This window comes from Ferrovibrio sp. GW821-FHT12F09, from assembly GCF_058806775.1.
In genome coordinates this window covers 15,001-27,325 of sequence record NZ_JBXAPZ010000001.1, presented here as the reverse complement: position 1 = coordinate 27,325, position 12,325 = coordinate 15,001, and the positions used below count along the sequence as shown (strand labels likewise).

The following is a 12,325-nucleotide window of genomic DNA, read 5'->3' as shown; positions in this document are numbered from 1 at the left end:
GGATGACTACGGGTATGAAACGGTTTCTAGCGATGGCGGCGCTGCTTGCGGCCCTGGCAAACCCTGCCATGGCAGCCGAATTGCCGCGTGCCGGTGAGATGCGCAAATTTAGCCTCTCGGCCGAGCGGATGCCAGTCGCCATGGCCGAATTCCAGGACCCGGCCGACCAGACCGTCACGCTGGCCGCGTTCCGGGGCCAGGTGGTGCTGGTCAATCTCTGGGCCACCTGGTGCATTCCCTGCCGCGTCGAGATGCCGGCGCTCGACCGTCTGGCCGGCCTGCGCGGCTCGAAGGATTTCGCCGTCGTCACCATCGCCCAGGATCGCGGCGGCCGGGCCAAGGTCGAGGCCTTCCTCGCCCAGATCGGCGCCAGCCGGCTCAAGCCCTATCTCGACAGCTCGATGAAATCCGGCCGCGCCTGGGGCGCCGTCGGCCTGCCCACCACCATCCTGATCGACCGCCAGGGCCGCGAGGTCGGCCGCCTGATCGGCGAGGCGCACTGGGACCAGGCGGACGCGCTCGCGCTCATTGATGCGCTGATTGCGGAGAAGAACTGAGTTTCTTCGTCGTTCCCGCGAAAGCGGGAACCCAGTCCAACCGCCGCCTGGATGCCCGCCTTCGCGGGCATGACGATGAAAGAAAAAGGGGCCTCACGGCCCCTTTTGTATGTCTGAGACGCCCTGTATCAGCGTGTCGGCGTCGGGTGTTCGCCGCGATAGTCGTAGAAGCCGCGGTTGGTCTTGCGGCCAAGCCAGCCGGCCTCGACATACTTCACCAGCAGCGGGCAGGGACGATACTTGCTGTCGGCCAGGCCCTCGTAGAGCACCTGCATGATCGACAGGCAGGTATCGAGGCCAATGAAATCGGCAAGCTGCAGCGGCCCCATCGGATGGTTGGCGCCGAGCTTCATGGCGGTGTCGATGGCTTCCACCGAGCCGACGCCCTCATAGAGCGTGTAGATCGCCTCGTTGATCATCGGCAGCAGGATGCGGTTGACGATGAAGGCGGGGAAATCTTCGGAATTGGCCGGGGTCTTGCCCAGCTTGATGGTGAGCTCGCGCACCATGCGGAAGGTGTTTTCGTCGGTGGCGATGCCGCGGATCAGCTCGACCAGCGCCATCACCGGCACCGGGTTCATGAAATGCATGCCCATGAACTTTTCCGGCCGGTCGGTGCTGGAGGCCAGGCGCGTCACCGAGATCGACGAGGTGTTGGTGGCCAGCACCGCATCGGGCTTCAGCACCGGGCAGAGCTCGGCGAAAATCTTCTTCTTCAGGCCCTCGTTCTCGGTGGCGGCTTCCACCACGAAATCGGTGGTGGCGAAGGCGCGGATGTCGTTCGAGGTGCGGATCAGGGTCAGCGCCTTGGCCTTGTCGGCCTCGGTGATCTTGCCGCGGCCGATCTGGCGGTTCATGTTGCCGCCGATCACCTCCAGCGCCTTGTCGAGCTGGGCGGCGTTGATGTCCTGCAGGACAACCTCGTAGCCGGCCAGCGCGCAGACATGGGCGATACCAGTGCCCATCTGGCCGGCGCCGATCACCCCAATGGTCTTGATCATGCGGTTCCCCGGCTTTCGCTTACTTGGCCAGCTCGTCTGCGAGCTCGGGCAGGATCTTGAACAGATCGCCGACCAGGCCGTAATCGGCGACCTGGAAGATCGGCGCCTCTTCGTCCTTGTTGATGGCGACGATCACCTTCGAGTCCTTCATGCCGGCCAGATGCTGGATCGCACCCGAGATGCCGACCGCCACATAAAGCTGCGGCGCCACGATCTTGCCGGTCTGACCGACCTGGTAGTCGTTCGGCACGAAGCCGGCGTCTACAGCTGCGCGGCTGGCGCCGACGGCAGCGCCGAGCTTGTCGGCCACCGCTTCGATCAGCTTGAAATTCTCGCCCGAGCCCATGCCCCGGCCGCCAGACACAATAATTTTCGCAGACGTCAGCTCCGGACGGTCCGACTTCTGCAGCTCCTGGCCGACGAATTTCGACAGGCCGGTGTCGGCAGCGCCTTCGGCCTTCTCGACCGTGGCGGAACCGCCTTCGGCAGCCGCAGCGGCAAAGCCGGTCGTGCGCACGGTGATGACCTTGATGGCATCCGAGGACTGCACGGTCGCCATGGCGTTGCCGGCATAGATCGGGCGCACGAAAGTATCGGCGCTTTTCACTTCGACGATGCCGGAAATCTGCATCACATCGAGCAGGGCGGCCACGCGCGGCAGCACATTCTTGCCGCTGGTGGTTTCCGGCGCCAGGATCGCGGCATAGCTCTTGCCGAGCTGCGCGATCAGCGCGCCGAGCGGCTCGGCCAGGCCATGGGCATACTGCTCGCCCTCGACCTGGATCACCTTGGCGACGCCGGCGATCTTCGCGGCGGCAGCGGCTGCCGCATCGGCACCCTTGCCGGCGACCAGCACATGCACATCGCCGCCGATCTTGGTGGCGGCGGTCACGGCATTCAGCGTCGGCGCCTTGATCGAGGCGTTATCGTGTTCGGCAATGACGAGGATGCTCATCTCAGATCACTCCCGCTTCGGTGCGCAGCTTCTGCACCAGGGTGGCAACATCGGGCACCTTGATGCCGGCCGAGCGCTTCGGCGGCTCGTCCACCGACAGCGTCTTCAGGCGCGGCGCGATATCGACGCCCAGGTCTTCCGGGGTCTTCTCGTCGATCGGCTTCTTCTTCGCCTTCATGATATTGGGCAGCGACGCATAACGCGGCTCGTTCAGGCGCAGGTCGGTGGTCACCACGGCGGGCAGCTTGAGTTCGACGGTTTCAAGGCCGCCGTCCACTTCGCGCACGACCGTTGCCTTGCCGTCGGCGAAGCTCGCCTTGTTGGCAAAGGTGCCCTGCGACCAGTTCAGCAGCGCCGACAGCATCTGGCCGGTCTGGTTGCTGTCGTCATCGATGGCCTGCTTGCCGACGATCACCAGCTGCGGCTGTTCGGCCTCGACCAGCTTGGCGAGAATCTTGGCAACCGCCAGCGGCTGCACTTCGGCGTCGGTCTTCACCAGGATGCCGCGGTCGGCGCCCATGGCCAGCGCGGTGCGGAGCGTTTCCTGCGCCTGGGCCGGGCCGATCGAAACGGCGATCACTTCGGTGGCGGTGCCGGCTTCCTTGAGGCGCACGGCTTCCTCGACGGCGATTTCGTCGAAGGGATTCATCGACATCTTGACGTTGGCGAGATCGACACCCGTCTTGTCCGCCTTGACGCGGATCTTGACGTTGTAGTCCACCACGCGCTTGACCGCGACCAGAACCTTCATGGACGTCCAACCTTAGTTGTTGCGATACAGCTGCGAGCGATACGGTAGTGAAAGACACGGCTGGCGGCCCGGGAATTCCTGCCGCGCCGGCGTTTTTCGCGCTGCACACTATAACCCGCACCCAAGGCTGTCAACGAACCGACACCCGGCCTTCCCCTCGGTCAAGTGCTGGCCGGGCCGCAGTAATTTGCCAATCGCCGGCGTCTGGCGGACAGCGGCTCAATCGGTTTTTTCAGCCATCATGCCGATGGGCGCGGGCTGCGATGCAACCGTGCGGTAGAAGCTCTCATAGCGGGCAATCACGCTGGGCAGGCTGAACTGGCTTTCCGCGCGCTGGCGCATCCGCACCTGCCATGCGGCGCGTTCGGCCTCCGGCATCTCCAGGATGCGCGTCACTGCATCGGCCAGGGCCTGCGGATTGCGCGGCGGCACGGTGAGGCCGCAATCGCCCAGGATCACGGCGCTATCGCCCACCGCGGTAGCCACGCTCGGCACGCCGCAGGCCAGCGCTTCGCCCAGCACATTGGGAAAGCCTTCGCCATAGGCCGAGGTCAGCGTCAGGATATCGAAATCCGGCAGCAGGGCCGCCACATCGAGGCGCTCGCCCAGCAGATGCAGCCGCGCGCCCAGCGCGTCGCGTCCGCCGGCCAGTGTCGCGGATGCGGGCGTGCAGCCGCGTCCCACCAGCACGAAATGCAGGTCGGAGTGCCGCGCGGCCAGCAGTTTGGCCATCGCCACGAAGGTGGCGTGATCCTTCATCGGATCGATGCGCGCCACCATGCCGACGATCCTGTCGCTCGGCGCCAGGCCCAGTTCGCCGCGCAGCGCACCGGTAGCCTCCTGACGGAAGGCCGTCAGGTCGAACCCGTTGGGAATGGTGGTCCAGCCATCGGCGTGATAGCCCAGCGCGATATGATGGCGGCGGCCGGCTTCGGAATTGGTGAGGATGGTTTTCGGTAGGCGCGACAGCGGCGCCAGCAGGCGCAGCACCATCCGCGTGCGCGGCGAATAATCGTCCAGGTTCATGTCGGAACAGCGCAGGTTCCAGACCAGCCTGGCATCGGGATAGGTCAGCGCGCGGATCAGGGTGCCGATCAGATCGGCATGATACAGCCAGGTCTGCAGCACCTGCGGCCGCAGCTGCCGCAGCAGGCGGCTCAGTCGCCACAGGGCGCGCGGCAGCGTGAGTAACCCGGTCATGCCCAGGGCATGGACGGGAATCCCGGCCTCACGCAGCCGTTTGCCGATCGGGCCCTCCACCGTCAGGCTGATCACGGTATTGCTGAATGCGCCGCGGTCCATGCCGGTGACCAGCTTCTCGAGCATATGCTCGGCGCCGCCGACCCGCAGGCTGGTGATCAGATGCACGATCTGGATGGTCATTGCGCCATGACGCTGGATTTACGCTTTTACGCCGAGTTACGTTTTTCAGTCAGCCCCGCGTTTATAAAGGCCGCCGGGTTGCTCCGCCACCACCGAATCCGGCCGATTTGCCCACTGATTGCAGGGGCTTGGCCTTGGCCGCCCCCCGGTATGCCTTCCACCGTTTATGCATAGCCTTGGCTGCAATTCCGGCTTCCAGTCACAGCCTGTATTGACTTTTATTCCTATATACTCTATATGTTCTTTTGGAGAGTACCCTCAGACCCAGGAGCCCGGCCATGGCTGACCGCTATGATCCGTTTAAGGATGAATCTCTCGGCACACCGCAGGCAAAACCCAGGCGCAAATCCCCGGTGATGATCGACTGGAAGGCCGTCGCCCGCCGGCTGGCCCAGGGCGAGGCCCCGATGCCGTCGCCGCCGCGCTTGGCCTCCGGGAAGACCGGATCTGGCTGCATCTGAAAAACAGCCTGCGGTTCCGCTTCCTGCTCGGCCAGGCGCTGGAACGGCAGCGCCTGCTGTCCGACCTGCGGCTGGCTGCCGGCGGCCGGACAGCGGTGCTCGGCCGTGGTCTGCAGTCCGAGGCGCTGGACGCCGAAATGCTGCGCTGTCTGCTGGCCGATGAGGCGCTGATCGCCGCGCCGGACGATCTGGCGCAGCGGATCGAGACCCTGGGCCAGACCGCGCGCCGGCCGCCCAACATGGCCCTGCGTGCCCGGTTCGCCGCCGAACGCCGCGAGATGGATGCCTTTGTGGCCAGAAGCGTCGCGCTGCTGAAGGCCAGCCAGGCCCCAGAGCCAGAGCCAGAGCCAGAGCCAGAGCCAGAGCCGGCAGACGAAGCTGGACGAAGCGAAACGAAGTCAAACGAAGCCGAAGGAAGCGAAACGAACGCCAACGAAGCTGAACGAAGCGAAACGAAGGCAAACGAAGCGATCGGAAGTCTGCCGGAAGCCTCCGCGCCTGCCGTGGCACAGGCCGAAAGCCCGCCGCGCCGCCCGCCGCGACCGCTCCGGCCGCTGGACAGCACCCGTTCGCCCACCATTGTCGATATCGAAGGCCCCGATCTGGCCCGTCTGCGCGCGGCGGGGCTGATCGGTCCGGTGGAGACCTCTTGAGCGGCTCTGGACCCCGGCTCGCGCTGCGCTTGGCCGGGGTGACGGGTTGTTTTGGATCGTCGTCCCCGCGAAAGCGGGGACCCAGAGCTAAGATCGCCGGCTTCCGCAGTCTCGGCCTCATTAACGAATTTCGCGGTCGTCCTCTTGCAGGATACGGCGGGCTTCCCACATTTCGAGCATGGGGTCCGCCCCGGAGCCAGCCGCCAAGCGGGGGCACCGGATTTCAGGACTGCCGGACAAGGAGTTCGACCAATGGATTTCGAGAAATACACCGAGCGCAGCCGCGGCTTTTTGCAGGCGGCGCAGAATATGGCGCTGGCCCGCGGGCATCAGCGCTTCGCGCCCGAGCATCTGCTGAAAGTGCTGATCGACGACCCGGAAGGCATGGCGTCGGGTCTGATCAGGGCGGCCGGCGGCCAGCCCGATCTGGCGAAGCAGAAGAATGAAGAGGCCCTGGCCAAAATTCCGAAAGTGGAAGGCGGCGGCGCCGGCCAGCTGTATATGGCGCCCGAGATGGCGCGCCTGTTCGAGACGGCGGAAAAGCTGCGCGAGAAGGCCGGCGACAGTTTCGTCGCTGCCGAACGCCTGCTGCAGGCCATCGCGCTCGGCACCGGCACGCCGGCCGCCGATGCGCTGAAAGCCGCCAGTGTCTCGCCCCAGTCCCTTGAGAAAGCCATCCAGGATATGCGTAAAGGTCGCAAGGCCGATTCCGCGTCGGCCGAACAGGCCTATGACGCGCTGAAGAAATATGCCCGCGACCTCACCGAGGCCGCCGAACAGGGCAAGCTCGATCCGGTGATCGGCCGCGACGAAGAGATTCGCCGCACGATCCAGGTTCTGTCGCGTCGCACCAAGAACAATCCCGTGCTGATCGGCGAACCCGGCGTCGGCAAGACCGCCATCGTCGAGGGCCTGGCGCTGCGCATCGTCAAGGGCGACGTGCCGGAAAGCCTGAAGAACAAGAAGCTGATGGCGCTGGATCTCGGCGCGATGATCGCCGGCGCGAAATTCCGCGGCGAATTTGAGGAGCGGCTGAAGGCCGTTCTGTCCGAGGTCACCTCGGCCGATGGCCAGATCGTGCTGTTCATCGACGAGCTGCACACCCTGGTCGGCGCCGGCAAGGCCGATGGCGCCATGGATGCGTCGAACCTGCTGAAGCCCGCCTTGGCGCGCGGCGAGCTGCATTGCGTCGGCGCCACCACGCTGGATGAATACCGCAAGTATATCGAGAAGGACGCGGCGCTGGCCCGTCGCTTCCAGGCGGTCTTCGTCGGCGAGCCGACGGTAGAAGACACCATCTCGATCCTGCGCGGCCTGAAAGAGAAATATGAAGTGCATCATGGCGTGCGCATCACCGACAGCGCCATCGTTGCCGCCGCCACGCTGTCGAACCGCTACATCACCGACCGCTTCCTGCCTGACAAGGCCATCGACCTGATCGATGAGTCGGCGGCGCGCCTGCGCATGGAAGTCGACAGCAAGCCCGAGGCGGTGGATGAACTCGACCGCCGCATCATGCAGCTCAAGATCGAGCGCGAGGCGCTGAAGAAAGAGACCGATCCGGCCTCGAAGGACCGGCTGACCAAGCTGGATGCCGAACTGGCCGATCTGGAAACCCAGTCGCACACGCTGACCTCGGCCTGGCAGGCCGAGAAGGACAAGCTGGGCGATGCGCAGAAGCTGAAGGAACAGCTCGATGCCGCGCGCCTCGATCTCGACCAGGCCAAGGCCAAGTCGGACTGGAACCGCGCGTCTGAACTGTCCTACGGCGTGATCCCCGATCTGGAGCGCAAGCTGCAGGATGCCGAGAAGGGTGGCGGTAAAGACAACAAGCAGATCGTGCGTGAAGCGGTGACCGAGAGCGACATCGCCGGCGTGGTGTCGCGCTGGACCGGCATTCCGGTCGACAAGATGCTGTCAGGCGAGCGCGAAAAGCTGCTGAAGATGGAGCATAAGCTTGGCACCCGCGTGGTCGGCCAGGACGATGCGCTGCTGGCGGTGGCCAATGCGGTGCGGCGTGCGCGCGCCGGCCTGCAGGATCCCAACCGCCCGATCGGCAGCTTCCTGTTCCTCGGCCCCACCGGCGTCGGCAAGACCGAGCTGACCAAGGCGCTGGCCGAATTTATGTTCGACGATGACAGCGCGCTGATCCGCATGGACATGTCGGAATACATGGAGAAGCACTCGGTCAGCCGCCTGATCGGCGCGCCGCCGGGCTATGTCGGCTATGACGAGGGCGGCGCGTTGACCGAAGCCGTGCGCCGGCGGCCCTATCAGGTGATCCTGTTCGACGAGGTCGAAAAGGCGCATCCCGATGTGTTCAACGTGCTCCTTCAAGTCTTGGATGACGGACGGCTCACAGACGGCCAGGGCCGCACGGTGGATTTCAAGAACACCGTGATCATCCTGACCTCCAATCTGGGCAGCGAGTATCTGGCGCGCGCCGAGGGCGAGCAGATCGACGAGGCGACGCGGCACCAGGTGATGGAAGTGGTGCGCGCAAGCTTCCGGCCGGAATTCCTCAACCGGCTGGATGAAGTGATCCTGTTCCGTCGCCTCAGCCGCGAGAACATGACCGGCATTGTCGATATCCAGCTCGGCCGCCTGCGCAAGCTGCTGGCCGATCGCAAGATCGAGCTGAAGCTGGACGATGCCGCCAAGCACTGGCTCGGCGATGCCGGCTACGACCCGGTCTATGGCGCCCGGCCGCTCAAGCGCGTGATCCAGCGCGCGCTGCAGAACCCGCTGGCCAGCATGATCCTGGAAGGCACGGTGGCCGATGGCGAAACCGTGACGGTCTCGGCCGGGCCGCAAGGCCTGACCATCCAGGGCCGCGCGGTCGACATCGCGGCGGAGTAAAATAGGAAAGGGCCCCGGGAAACCGGGGCCCTTGCAGTTTGCCGGAAGTAAAAACGTGGATGCCCGGCACAAGGCCGGGCATGACACAAATTGTGGGCCTATTAGCTTCTGTGTCATGGCCGGGCTTGTCCCGGCCATCCACGCCTTATGGGGGAGCGCATGAGAAAAGCGTTTATAGCTGTCTTTGGACTTTTGGTGGCGGGCTCGAGCGCTTCAGCTGGTGAAGCGGTGACCATGTCTGGCCTCCAATATCGTGCAATACAGGCGGCAATCCCTGCCTTCATTAAGGAAGGCGGGAAATTGGATCGATACAGTATTTCGGTATCGGACTGTGAGGCCGATGCCCTTTGCGTCAGGTTTTACGATCCCGATTATAAGGGAAGGGGTGATTCTCCGAATCTTCCCGGCGCTTACATCGAACTGGCACGCGGTACCTTAGCGATTAGGAAGGTTACTTATCCGCGTTGATCTGTCGCCTCCCGGAACGCCGCATCCAGGTCGTCGATCAGGTCGTCGGGGTGTTCCAGGCCGATGGAGACGCGGATCAGGCCTTCTGTGACGCCGAGCACGTCGAGGATCTTGGTGCCGACGCCCGAGTGAGTCGTTGAGGCCGGATGGCAGACCAGCGATTCCGTGCCGCCGAGGCTGACGGCGGATTTGAACAGGGTCAGCGCATTGATGAGTTTGAAGCTCTGCTGCCGGGTGGCGCCTTCCAGCGTGAACGAGAAGGTCGAGCCGGGGCCCGAGCACTGGCGCTGGTAGACGGTCTGGTAGGTGTTGTCGGGGATCAGGTCGGGATGCCGCACGGTGACCTTCATATGCGGGTTGGTGTTGAGCCACTGCGCGACTTTCCGGCCGCTCTCCGCCGCGCGGGTCATGCGGATCACCAGCGTTTCCAGCGAGCGGGCGATCATCCAGGAGGAATGCGGGTCGAGCTGGCTGCCGAAGGTGTTGCGGTAGCTGCGGATGCGGTCGAGCTGGGCTTTGGCGCCGACCGCGCTGCCGGCCACCAGGTCGCTATGGCCACCGACATATTTGGTGAGAGAATACACCGCGATGTCGACGCCATGCAGCAAGGGCTTCTGGAAGATCGGCCCCAGCATGGTGTTGTCGCAGACCACCAGGGGTCGCGCGCCGCCCTGTTTGGCGGCGATGGCATCGGCGGCCTTGGCCACCATGGCGAAATCGACCATGGCATTGTTCGGGTTGGCCGGCGTCTCGATGAAGATCATGGCGATGCGGCCTTTTGCACTCGCCGCGGCGCTGGTGATGTCGCGGTCATGCAGGCCGTCATGGAATTCGGCCGTATGGATGCCGAATTCAGGCAGCACCTTGCGGATCATCGTCTCGGTACCGCCATAGAGCGGCGAGGAATGCAGCAGGGTGTCGCCCGGCCTTAAGAATGTGAGGAAGGCGCTGGCGATGGCGGCCATACCGCTGGAGAAAACCGCGGCGGCTTCGGCGCCTTCGAGCAGCGCCAGCCGGTCCTCGACGATCTCGAGGTTGGGATGGTTGAAGCGGCTGTAGATCAGCCCGGCCTTCTCGCCGTCCGGCAGTTTGGTGCGGCCGGCCATCAGGTCGAAGAAGGCGGCGCCGTCTTCCGCCGTCTTATAGGCGAAGGTGGAGGTGAGGAAGACCGGCGGCTTGACCGCGCCTTCCGAGAGGAAGGGGTTGTAGCCGTAAGTCATCATCTGGGTTTCGGGATGCAGGTCGCGGTCGCCGGCGCGGGTCTTCTTCTGGGTCCGTTTGGCCATGATGCTGGGCTCCGTGTTGTCCGGCGCCCAGCATACAGGCTGCCGTCAGTCGCCGGGCAGCATCTTTATGTGACCGGGCTGGGTCGCCACCCGTTCCATCCAGGCGCGGATGGCCGGGAAGGGCTTGAGATCGAGATCGGACTCGTCCGCGCGGTGGGTATAGGCATAGAGCGCGATATCGGCGATCGAGTAGCTGTCGCCGACGAAGAAGCGGTGCTTCTGCAGATGCTGCTCCATGACGCCGAGTGCGGCGCGGCCCTTCTCCAGCCGCTCGGGCATCTCGGCCATGCGCGGATGCTCACGGCCGAGATGGCGCAGGATCCAGCGCGGCGTGGCGACATAAGGCTCGTGGCTGTACTGCTCGAAGAACAGCCACTGCATCACCTGGGCGCGCGCCAGTCGGCTTTCGGGCAGGTAGCGCGTGCCGTCGGCGAGGTAATAGAGGATGGCGTTGGATTCCGGCAGTACGAAACCGTCTTCCAATTCCAGCGCTGGAATGCGGCCGTTGGGATTCTTGGCCAGAAACGCGTGCGTGCGGGTCTCGCCCTTGTCGAGGTCGAGTTCGACGCGGCTATAGGGCGTGTTCAGCAAGGCCAGCAGCAGCCGGCATTTGTAGCCGTTGCCGGAATCGAGATAGTCGTACAGCGTCAGCATCAGGCAGCCTGCTCCACCAGGCCGGGTTCGCGGCCATGGGCGTAAGAGAATCCTTCATCGGCCCAGCCGGTCATGCCGCCGATCATGATCTTCACCGGATAGCCGAAGGTCGCCAGCTTCAGCGCCGCGTGGTCGGCGCCGTTGCAATGGGGCCCGGCGCAATAGACCACGAACAGCGTATCGGCCGGCCAGCGCGCTGCCATGCGTTCGGCGGTCATGTCGGGATGCGGCAGGCTCAGCGCGCCGGGCACATGGGCGTCCGCATAGGCGTTGCGGCCGCGCACATCGAGCAGCACGAAATCCTGCCGCGCCGTCTGCAGGGCGTTATGGACGTCCCAGCAATCGGCCTCGAAGGTGAGTTTGGCGGCGAAATGCCGGACCGCATCGGCGGCCGGTGCGGCCGGGGTTTCGGCGACAAGGCTGGGCATGGCTCGGCTCCTGGGGTTCGGGGATGGGCTGCCCGCAGTCTCGCCTAAGCAGAACTGGGGCACAAACCAGTCTTTCTCAGGGATTGGCTTAGGAAAGCTAAGTCTGGCAGACTGGGGCCATGCGTCGCCGCCTGCCACCGCTCAATGCCCTGCGTGCCTTCGAGGCCGCCGCCCGCCATGGCAGCTTTGCCCTGGCCGCGGCCGAACTCGGCGTCACGGCGGCTGCGGTGAGCCAGCAGGTGAAGGGTCTGGAGGCGCAGCTGCAGGTGCCGCTGTTCCTGCGTCAGGCCCGCGGGCTGACCCTCACCACGGCCGGCCGCGCCTATCTGCCGGGCCTGAGCGACGGCCTCGACCGCCTCGCCGCCGCAACGGCGCACTTACGCGAGGGCGAGGCCAGCGGCCTGGTGACGCTGACCACGCTGGCGTCGTTTGCGGCCGGCTGGCTGGTACCGCGCTTAAGCCGCTTCCGCCAGCAGTATCCCGGCATCGACCTGCGCATCGACACTTCGCGGCGGCTGGTGGATTTCGCGCGGGAGGATATCGATCTCGCCATCCGCTTCGGGCCCGGACCGTTCAAGGGGCTTGAAGCCGTGCGGCTGCTGGTTGAGGAGGTGTTTCCCGTTGCCAGTCCGGCGCTGCTGCATGGCGGCCAGCCGCTGCAGCGCTTTGCCGATCTGGCGCAGCACCAGCTGCTGCATGATGTCGATGCCCATAACAACCAGCCCTGGCTCAACTGGGCCGACTGGTTCCGCCGCGAGGGCCTGCCGGAGTCCGGCGCGGCGCGTGGATTGTTCTTTACGGATTCAAACGTTCTGGTGGCCGCCGCGGTGGCCGGGCAGGGCGTGGCGCTCGGCCGGTCGCCGCATCTG

Annotated in this window: 12 protein-coding genes (1 of these 12 cut by a window edge); 5 read left to right on the top strand and 7 right to left on the bottom strand. The window is 65.0% G+C overall.

Annotation, left to right across the window (positions count from 1 at the left end; genetic code table 11):
* Positions 1 to 14: 14 nt before the first annotated feature.
* On the top strand, positions 15 to 557 hold the full coding sequence (locus AC1ROB_RS00120) for a TlpA disulfide reductase family protein (protein ID WP_492972804.1): 543 nt from the start codon (positions 15 to 17) through the stop codon (positions 555 to 557).
* A gap of 128 nt (positions 558 to 685) precedes the next feature.
* Here the strand turns inward: AC1ROB_RS00120 and AC1ROB_RS00115 are convergent, their stop codons facing one another.
* From AC1ROB_RS00115 to AC1ROB_RS00100, 4 genes are all read right to left on the bottom strand, one after another.
* Entirely contained in the window at positions 686 to 1,558 is an 873-nt protein-coding gene (locus tag AC1ROB_RS00115) for a 3-hydroxybutyryl-CoA dehydrogenase (protein WP_492972805.1), read from the bottom strand.
* Positions 1,559 to 1,577: 19 nt separating this feature from the next.
* Complete coding sequence (locus AC1ROB_RS00110; RefSeq protein ID WP_492972806.1) at positions 1,578 to 2,513, bottom strand: electron transfer flavoprotein subunit alpha/FixB family protein; 936 nt, start codon at positions 2,511 to 2,513, stop codon at positions 1,578 to 1,580.
* A gap of 1 nt (position 2,514) precedes the next feature.
* Entirely contained in the window at positions 2,515 to 3,264 is a 750-nt protein-coding gene (locus AC1ROB_RS00105; RefSeq protein WP_492972807.1) for an electron transfer flavoprotein subunit beta/FixA family protein, read from the bottom strand.
* A 219-nt stretch (positions 3,265 to 3,483) separates the two neighbouring features.
* Positions 3,484 to 4,647: a glycosyltransferase gene (locus tag AC1ROB_RS00100; protein ID WP_492972808.1), complete on the bottom strand. Its 1,164-nt coding sequence runs from the start codon at positions 4,645 to 4,647 to the stop codon at positions 3,484 to 3,486.
* A 278-nt stretch (positions 4,648 to 4,925) separates the two neighbouring features.
* Between AC1ROB_RS00100 and AC1ROB_RS00095 the strand changes: the two genes are divergently transcribed.
* From AC1ROB_RS00095 to clpB, 3 genes are all read left to right on the top strand, one after another.
* Complete coding sequence (locus AC1ROB_RS00095; protein ID WP_492972809.1) at positions 4,926 to 5,108, top strand: hypothetical protein; 183 nt, start codon at positions 4,926 to 4,928, stop codon at positions 5,106 to 5,108.
* 137 nt (positions 5,109 to 5,245) lie between these two features.
* On the top strand, positions 5,246 to 5,761 hold the full coding sequence (locus AC1ROB_RS00090; protein WP_492972810.1) for a hypothetical protein: 516 nt from the start codon (positions 5,246 to 5,248) through the stop codon (positions 5,759 to 5,761).
* Between the two features lie 252 nt (positions 5,762 to 6,013).
* A complete protein-coding gene (gene clpB / locus AC1ROB_RS00085) occupies positions 6,014 to 8,620 on the top strand; it encodes an ATP-dependent chaperone ClpB (RefSeq protein WP_492972811.1) in 2,607 nt (868 codons plus the stop codon).
* 455 nt (positions 8,621 to 9,075) lie between these two features.
* Here the strand turns inward: clpB and AC1ROB_RS00080 are convergent, their stop codons facing one another.
* Genes AC1ROB_RS00080 through AC1ROB_RS00070 form a run of 3 tightly spaced genes read right to left on the bottom strand, consistent with a single transcriptional unit; the run spans position 9,076 to position 11,456 of the window.
* Complete coding sequence (locus AC1ROB_RS00080; protein ID WP_492972812.1) at positions 9,076 to 10,374, bottom strand: cystathionine gamma-synthase family protein; 1,299 nt, start codon at positions 10,372 to 10,374, stop codon at positions 9,076 to 9,078.
* A gap of 45 nt (positions 10,375 to 10,419) precedes the next feature.
* A complete protein-coding gene (locus AC1ROB_RS00075) occupies positions 10,420 to 11,028 on the bottom strand; it encodes a glutathione S-transferase family protein (protein WP_492972813.1) in 609 nt (202 codons plus the stop codon).
* The gene (locus AC1ROB_RS00070) at positions 11,028 to 11,456 is read right to left on the bottom strand and encodes a rhodanese-like domain-containing protein (RefSeq protein ID WP_492972814.1); all 429 of its coding nucleotides are present in this window, start codon (positions 11,454 to 11,456) and stop codon (positions 11,028 to 11,030) included. Before AC1ROB_RS00070 ends, AC1ROB_RS00075 begins: the two co-directional genes overlap by 1 nt.
* A 119-nt stretch (positions 11,457 to 11,575) precedes the next feature.
* On the opposite strand from AC1ROB_RS00070, the gene gcvA reads away from it, so the two are divergent.
* On the top strand, positions 11,576 to 12,325 hold the 5' portion of the coding sequence (gene gcvA / locus AC1ROB_RS00065; RefSeq protein WP_492972815.1) for a transcriptional regulator GcvA. 159 nt of this gene lie beyond the right edge of the window; 750 of the gene's 909 nt are visible here — the first part of the coding sequence; it begins with the start codon at positions 11,576 to 11,578; the stop codon falls past the right edge of the window.

Bases quoted from the DNA above. Each gene is read 5' to 3' on its own strand.
- AC1ROB_RS00120 (WP_492972804.1), top strand. From the start codon at position 15: ATGAAACGGTTTCTAGCGATGGCGGCGCTGCTTGCGGCCCTGGCAAAC.
- AC1ROB_RS00115 (WP_492972805.1), bottom strand. From the start codon at position 1,558: ATGATCAAGACCATTGGGGTGATCGGCGCCGGCCAGATGGGCACTGGT.
- AC1ROB_RS00110 (WP_492972806.1), bottom strand. From the start codon at position 2,513: ATGAGCATCCTCGTCATTGCCGAACACGATAACGCCTCGATCAAGGCG.
- AC1ROB_RS00105 (WP_492972807.1), bottom strand. From the start codon at position 3,264: ATGAAGGTTCTGGTCGCGGTCAAGCGCGTGGTGGACTACAACGTCAAG.
- AC1ROB_RS00100 (WP_492972808.1), bottom strand. From the start codon at position 4,647: ATGACCATCCAGATCGTGCATCTGATCACCAGCCTGCGGGTCGGCGGC.
- AC1ROB_RS00095 (WP_492972809.1), top strand. From the start codon at position 4,926: ATGGCTGACCGCTATGATCCGTTTAAGGATGAATCTCTCGGCACACCG.
- AC1ROB_RS00090 (WP_492972810.1), top strand. From the start codon at position 5,246: ATGCTGCGCTGTCTGCTGGCCGATGAGGCGCTGATCGCCGCGCCGGAC.
- clpB (WP_492972811.1), top strand. From the start codon at position 6,014: ATGGATTTCGAGAAATACACCGAGCGCAGCCGCGGCTTTTTGCAGGCG.
- AC1ROB_RS00080 (WP_492972812.1), bottom strand. From the start codon at position 10,374: ATGGCCAAACGGACCCAGAAGAAGACCCGCGCCGGCGACCGCGACCTG.
- AC1ROB_RS00075 (WP_492972813.1), bottom strand. From the start codon at position 11,028: ATGCTGACGCTGTACGACTATCTCGATTCCGGCAACGGCTACAAATGC.
- AC1ROB_RS00070 (WP_492972814.1), bottom strand. From the start codon at position 11,456: ATGCCCAGCCTTGTCGCCGAAACCCCGGCCGCACCGGCCGCCGATGCG.